At 58.9% G+C, this 6,405-nt stretch carries 7 protein-coding genes; 6 read left to right on the top strand and 1 reads right to left on the bottom strand.

The window, feature by feature from the left end:
* The 5 genes from AB4Z32_RS27290 to AB4Z32_RS27270 form a co-directional block, all read left to right on the top strand.
* The coding region (locus AB4Z32_RS27290; RefSeq protein ID WP_442124959.1) for a polysaccharide biosynthesis protein at positions 1 to 565 on the top strand (565 nt) is incomplete at its 5' end.
* A 41-nt stretch (positions 566 to 606) separates the two neighbouring features.
* A complete protein-coding gene (locus tag AB4Z32_RS27285; RefSeq protein ID WP_442124958.1) occupies positions 607 to 1,935 on the top strand; it encodes a nucleotide sugar dehydrogenase in 1,329 nt (442 codons plus the stop codon).
* A gap of 10 nt (positions 1,936 to 1,945) precedes the next feature.
* Positions 1,946 to 3,007: a Gfo/Idh/MocA family protein gene (locus AB4Z32_RS27280; RefSeq protein ID WP_442124957.1), complete on the top strand. Its 1,062-nt coding sequence runs from the start codon at positions 1,946 to 1,948 to the stop codon at positions 3,005 to 3,007.
* A gap of 1 nt (position 3,008) precedes the next feature.
* Positions 3,009 to 3,632: an acyltransferase gene (locus tag AB4Z32_RS27275; RefSeq protein ID WP_442124956.1), complete on the top strand. Its 624-nt coding sequence runs from the start codon at positions 3,009 to 3,011 to the stop codon at positions 3,630 to 3,632.
* Positions 3,633 to 3,639: 7 nt separating this feature from the next.
* The gene (locus AB4Z32_RS27270; RefSeq protein ID WP_442124955.1) at positions 3,640 to 4,770 is read left to right on the top strand and encodes a DegT/DnrJ/EryC1/StrS family aminotransferase; all 1,131 of its coding nucleotides are present in this window, start codon (positions 3,640 to 3,642) and stop codon (positions 4,768 to 4,770) included.
* Positions 4,771 to 5,025: 255 nt separating this feature from the next.
* Here AB4Z32_RS27270 and AB4Z32_RS27265 read toward each other — a convergent pair whose 3' ends face one another.
* Entirely contained in the window at positions 5,026 to 5,658 is a 633-nt protein-coding gene (locus AB4Z32_RS27265; protein ID WP_442124954.1) for a methyltransferase domain-containing protein, read from the bottom strand.
* 529 nt (positions 5,659 to 6,187) lie between these two features.
* Here AB4Z32_RS27265 and AB4Z32_RS27260 point away from each other — a divergent pair.
* The coding region (locus tag AB4Z32_RS27260) for a DUF1565 domain-containing protein (protein WP_442123696.1) at positions 6,188 to 6,405 on the top strand (218 nt) is incomplete at its 3' end.

Raw genomic sequence — 6,405 nt, 5'->3', positions numbered from 1 at the left:
CCAGCGCCAGATCGCACGCGGCGGTCCGCTGACCATCACCCACCCGGAAGTGTCGCGCTACTTCATGCTGATCCCCGAGGCCGCCCAGCTGGTGATCCAGGCCGGCGCGATGGCCAAGGGCGGCGACGTGTTCGTGCTCGACATGGGCGGACCGGTGCGCATCGTCGACCTGGCGCGCACCATGATCGCCCTGCACGGCCTGACCGAAAAAGGCATCCAGAATCCGGACGGCGACATCGAGATCCGCTACGTCGGCCTGTTTCCGGGCGAGAAGCTGCACGAGGAGCTGCTGACCGACGGCGTGATCTTCCCCAGCGACCACCCGCGCATCATGCGCATGAAAGAAAATGCCTTGAGCCCCGGGGTTCTCGACACCTTCATCACCTGCCTGATGATGGCCTGCGACACCCATGATCGCAAGATGATCGAGTCGATGGTCAAGGCCATCGTCACCGAATATAGCCCCCAGCCGGCACCAAGCGCACCAAGCGCACCAGCCGCCCAGCCCGTCCGGACCCCGCAGCGTCTGGGACTGATCAAGAAAGCCGTCTCGTTCCGTATCTGATTCGCCTTGCCCCTCTCCCTAACCGATTCAGGAGGATTTCCATGCGTGATGAAAGCAAGCCAGCATCCTTGGAGCAGCTTGTCAACAAGCTGCGTGACCGCACAGCCATTATCGGCATCGTTGGCTTGGGCTACGTCGGCCTGCCGCTGACGCTGCGCTATGTCGAGGCAGGCTTCCGCGTCCTCGGCATCGATATCGACGGTACCAAGGTCGAGCGTCTGAATCGGGGGGAAAGTTATATCAACCATATCAAGGCCGGCGATATCGCGAAGGCGCACGACACGGGATTCGAGGCAACCACCGACTTCGCCCGCGCGGGCGAGCCGGACGCGCTCATCATCTGCGTGCCGACCCCGCTGAACGCCTACCGCGAACCGGACCTGTCCTTCGTGCTCGGCACCGCCGACGCCCTGCTGCCTTTCATGCGCCCTGGCCAGGTGCTGTCGCTGGAAAGCACCACCTACCCCGGCACCACCGACGAGGAACTCAAGCCGCGGCTGGAATCGCGCGGCTTCATTGTCGGGCGCGACGTCTTCCTGGTGTTCTCGCCGGAGCGCGAAGATCCGGCCAACCCGGACTTCCAGACACGCACCATTCCCAAGGTCTGCGGCGGCGTGACCGCGGCCTGCCTGGAGGCCGGCATCGCCCTCTACAGCCCCGCCATCGACCGCGTGGTGCCGGTCAGCTCGACCCGCGCCGCCGAGCTGACCAAGCTGCTGGAAAACATCCACCGCGCCGTCAACATCGGCCTGGTCAACGAGATGAAGATCATCGCCGACCGCATGAACATCGACATCCATGAGGTCATCCGCGCAGCGGCCACCAAGCCCTTCGGCTTCACACCGTATTACCCTGGCCCCGGCCTGGGCGGGCATTGCATCCCGATCGATCCTTTCTACCTGACCTGGAAAGCGCGCGCCTACGGACTTCACACCCGCTTCATCGAACTGGCGGGCGAAATCAACAGTGAGATGCCGCACTGGGTGATCGAGAAGGTCACGGATGCACTCAACCGGCGCAGCAAGTCCGTCATGAACAGCCGGGTGCTGGTGCTGGGCATCGCCTACAAGAAGGATGTCGAGGACATGCGCGAGTCGCCCTCGGTCGAACTGATGGAGATCCTGCGGGACAAGGGCGCCGTGGTTCATTATTCAGATCCGCACGTACCGGTCTTCCCGCGCATGCGCGAGCACCGGTTCGACCTCGCGAGCGTCGATTTGACACCCGCAAGCATCGCTTCCTATGACGTGGTGCTGCTGGCGACCGCGCACTCCGCCTTTGACTACGATCTGATCCAGAGACACGCACCGCTCATCGTGGACACGCGCGGTGTCTACCTCGCCCCCATGTCCAACATCGTGAAAGCTTGAGGATCCCGCCATGCGCCCTTATCCCGCTCCCATTACCGACCGCAAGATCAACTTTGCCCTGGTCGGTTGCGGCCGCATCGCCAACAATCATTTCGATGCGCTGCGCAAGCATCATGAGCGTGCAGAACTGGTCGGTGTTTGCGACGTCGATCCGCGTGCCCTCGACCACGCTGTAGGCTCGACCCGCGCCCCCGGCTATACCGACCTGGACGAGATGTTGCGAAAATGCGAAGCCGATGCCTTCATCCTGACGACACCGTCCGGCATGCATCCGGACCAGACGATCCAGATCGCGCAAGCCGGACACCACGTGATGACCGAGAAACCGATGGCAACCCGCTGGGAGGACGGCAAGCGGATGGTCGCCGCCGCCGACGCGGCCGGCGTGCGCCTGTTCGTGGTCAAGCAGAACCGCCGCAACGCCACGCTCCAGTTGCTCAAGCGGGCGGTCGACAAGAAGCGCTTCGGCCGCATCTACATGGTCAACCTGAATGTGTTCTGGACCCGTCCGCCGGAGTACTACACCAGTGCGAAATGGCGCGGCACCTGGGAATTCGACGGCGGTGCCTTCATGAACCAGGCCAGCCACTACGTCGACCTGATCGAATGGATCATCGGCCCGGTCGAGAGCCTGCAAGCGTATACCGCCACGCTGGCACGCGACATCGAGGTCGAGGATACCGGGGTGCTCAGCCTGCGCTGGCGCAACGGGGCGCTGGGTTCGATGAATGTCACCATGCTCACCTACCCGCGCAATCTGGAAGGCTCGATCACGATACTGGGCGAGCGCGGCACGGTACGCATCGGCGGCGTCGCCGTGAACGAGATCCAGCATTGGGAATTCGCCACCCCGGATCCAGACGACGACAAGGTGCGCGACGCCAGCTATGAGACGAGTTCCGTTTACGGCTTCGGCCACCCGCTCTACTACGACAACGTGATCAAGGTGTTGCGTGGCGAGGCCGAGCCGGAAACCGACGGCCGTGAGGGGCTGAAGTCGCTGGAAGTGCTGATCGCGGCATACAAGTCGGCACGCGACGGCCAGCGTGTGGCCTTGCCACTGGCTTACTGACATGGATACCACCATCCACTTCAGCGCGATCGTCGATGATGGCGCCGTGCTCGGCGAGGGAACCCGTGTGTGGCACTTTGCCCACGTCTGCGCGGGGGCGCGTATCGGCGCCGGCTGCTCGCTCGGCCAGAATGTGTTCGTCGGCGACGACGTTGTGATCGGCGACAACGTAAAGATCCAGAATAATGTTTCGGTCTACGATGCCGTGACGCTCGAGGACAATGTGTTCTGCGGACCGAGCATGGTCTTCACGAATGTCTATAACCCACGGGCGGCGGTCACGCGCAAGCACGAATACCGGCGCACGCTGGTACGCTGCGGAGCCACCATCGGCGCCAACGCGACCATCGTCTGCGGGGTAACGATCGGCGAGCACGCCTTCATCGGCGCGGGCGCGGTCGTCACCCGCGACGTGCCGGCGTTTGCCTTGATGGCGGGCATACCGGCACGCCAGATCGGATGGATCAGCCGTTTCGGCGAACGCCTCTCTTTGCCGCTGACCGGTAATGCCGAGGCACGCTGCCAACACACCAAGGATCTCTACATCCTGCGAGACGGTACTTGCATGCTTTCCTACAGCACAAGCGCCGGCGCCTGGGCCCGCTTTCCTGAACCAGCCAAGTGAATCGACCATGGAATTCATCGACCTCAAATCCCAATATCAACAATCCCGCGACCTGATCAACCAGCGCATCCAGACCGTTCTCGACCACGGTCAATACATCATGGGGCCGGAAGTGACAGAGCTCGAAACACGGCTTGCAGAGTACTGCGGCGCGCGCCATTGCGTCACAGTCTCATCCGGCACCGAGGCATTGATCATCGCCCTGATGGCGCTCGACATCGGTCCGGGTGATGAAGTGATCACAACACCGTTCTCATTCATCGCCACCGCCGAGGCAATCGTCCTGGTCGGCGCGAAGCCGGTGTTCGTCGATATCGACCGCGAAACCTGCAATATCGATCCTGCGCTGATCGAGTCCGCCATCACCGCCCGCACCCGGGCGATCATGCCGGTATCCTTGTTCGGTCAGCCAGCCGACATGGATCAGATCAACGGGATTGCACAACGCTTTGGACTGGCGGTCGTCGAAGACGCGGCGCAGAGCTTCGGCGCAGCCTATCGCGGCAAAAAAAGTTGCCATCTTTCCGACATTGGCTGTACCAGCTTCTTTCCGAGCAAACCACTCGGATGTTACGGAGACGGTGGCGCACTGTTCACCGATGATGACGAGATTGCCAAAGCAGCACGTGAAATTCGCGTCCATGGGCAATCGCAGCGCTACGTCCATACGCGCATCGGCGTAGGAGGACGCATGGACACGCTCCAGTGTGCGGTCGTTCTGGCAAAGCTCGAGCGCTTCGATTGGGAACTGGCCGAGCGCGCCACGGTGGCGGCGTGGTACGACGCCCTTCTGTCGGGCCGGATCGGCCTGGTCGGCGTATTACCGGAACGCAGCAGCGTCTATGCACAATATACGGTCGTTCTCGAAGAACGGGACCGGGTACAGGCCGCGCTGAAGGAGGCCGGAATTCCAAGCGCAATTCATTACCCCATGCCTATCCATCGTCAACCGGCCTATACCTCGCCAGAGATCAGGGATACCTGCCCGGTTGCCGACGAAATGGCCGCCAGGGTAATGAGTCTGCCGATGGGGCCCTATCTGTCCCGCTCCGATGCCGATCATGTTGCACGCACCTTGCTGGATAAGGTGACTGCGATGCCTTCCGCCAAGATCGAAACCGTCGCATTAGCGGAGTAGTGCGTCGTCAGCCTGGCGAAGCAAGCTCTGTCGCACAATGATGACTGCTGTGCGATGGAGCTTGCAATACCGTACAGGATCGTATCGACTATCTTCACCATGCCGGAATGATTTATCCACCACGCATAAAAGTACTGCGTACCGCAAGACATTGAAAGGCGCAGGCTTTCATTGCGCCGCTTTCAAACAAGCCTCCCGTATTTTCTCATCCCCTAGCGCAACAGTTCGACTGCCACGCCGCCGCCGCGTCCCGGCTCAACCAGTAATGTACTGATGCAGGGACCCTTGGGTGTCCTGATTCCTGAAGAGAGTGACGAAGCCGGCCCTTGCAAGGCAAAGGCGATGCTGGTCGTTGGCGTAAGCAATGACCGACCGGCTTTGCCTGAATCGATCCGCATTACTCTCTAGAAATTTTTTCAGAATGGACTCACTAAATGGATTGAACAAGAAAACCAGATTGTTGCCAGGAGGCAGGCAAAAGGAGGCGGCATCGGCATTAACAAAGAAGATATTCTCCGCCCCAAATCTGGCAGCATTATCTCGAGCAATTTCAACGAGCGGCTCGGAAAATTCGACGCCAATAATCTTACGAAACGGAAATCGCATAGCGGCGTAAAAACAGGCCTTGCCCTTGCCTGAGCCGAGATCGATAAAATGATCGAATACGATACCGGTCTTTTCCACCTCATCGATCAATTCACGGATCGCGGCACAAGTGACTGCCTGATAGGCCATCGAATGCGGCAGGGCCGCCGAATGAATTGTTTCCAGCTTTCGATTTTCGATATAGCCGCTGCAATTCAATTGGTATCTTCGCTCGAATACAAAATCCTCGATCCAATGGATCGCCTCGGCGACCTTCCTCTCGAGAGACTGCAACTTGTGCAAAAGCGGTCTCCTCATCCATACCGCAATTCTTGTGCGCCATTGAACAGGGCACGTCTCATTTTCGCAAGTCATTGATTTTCCTAGAAAAAATATGGAGAGGAATCGTGTCGCAACCCGGCGCGCCCCGAATAAGTTAATGAAAACCTAATCCCCTGCTTTTCCCCTGCAATTTCCTCTCGACAGCCCCCTAAAGAATCCCGCGCCAGCTCGTATTTGAATAATTTACGAACAAATAAAATTGCTTTTATTTGAGAAATATTGCGACCAAAAACATTAATGAACTATTAAATTTTATAGATTAAATATTGAACTTTTATTGAACATTCGTTTTTAATTGATTTCAGGAAAATTCCATAGCCAAACAATTCACTGAGAAAAATTTTTTCCGAGAAAAGTTGAATTACGTCAGTTTCTTACCGTAAAATTCGATCTCTTCTTTTCGTGATTAAAGGCATTTCCCTTGAAAACTTTTGCTCGTCTTCCCAAAGCGTCCAACGCCATGTTGCTCAGCGGTTTTGCAGTATTACTCATGAGCTCGGCTGCAGCGTCTGCAAGAAACCTGTATGTTTCCACCTCGGGCCGCGACACCAACGCGGGCACGTCCAGCACCGCTCCGTTGCGCACCATCCAGCGCGCCTCCAACCTGGCCCTGCCGGGCGACACGGTTCACGTCGCACCGGGCACCTATTCCGAAACCATCACCTCGTCCGTCAACGGCACCGCGAGCGCACGGATCCGCTTCGTGTC

Origin of the sequence: Massilia sp. 2TAF26 (genome assembly GCF_052115005.1) — a bacterium.
GTDB lineage: Bacteria > Pseudomonadota > Gammaproteobacteria > Burkholderiales > Burkholderiaceae_D > Telluria.
Note: the sequence above shows the minus strand (reverse complement) of the source record. Positions and strands in the feature narration are given on the sequence as shown.

Bases quoted from the DNA above. Each gene is read 5' to 3' on its own strand.
- AB4Z32_RS27275 (WP_442124956.1), top strand. From the start codon at position 3,009: ATGGATACCACCATCCACTTCAGCGCGATCGTCGATGATGGCGCCGTG.
- AB4Z32_RS27285 (WP_442124958.1), top strand. From the start codon at position 607: ATGCGTGATGAAAGCAAGCCAGCATCCTTGGAGCAGCTTGTCAACAAG.
- AB4Z32_RS27280 (WP_442124957.1), top strand. From the start codon at position 1,946: ATGCGCCCTTATCCCGCTCCCATTACCGACCGCAAGATCAACTTTGCC.
- AB4Z32_RS27270 (WP_442124955.1), top strand. From the start codon at position 3,640: ATGGAATTCATCGACCTCAAATCCCAATATCAACAATCCCGCGACCTG.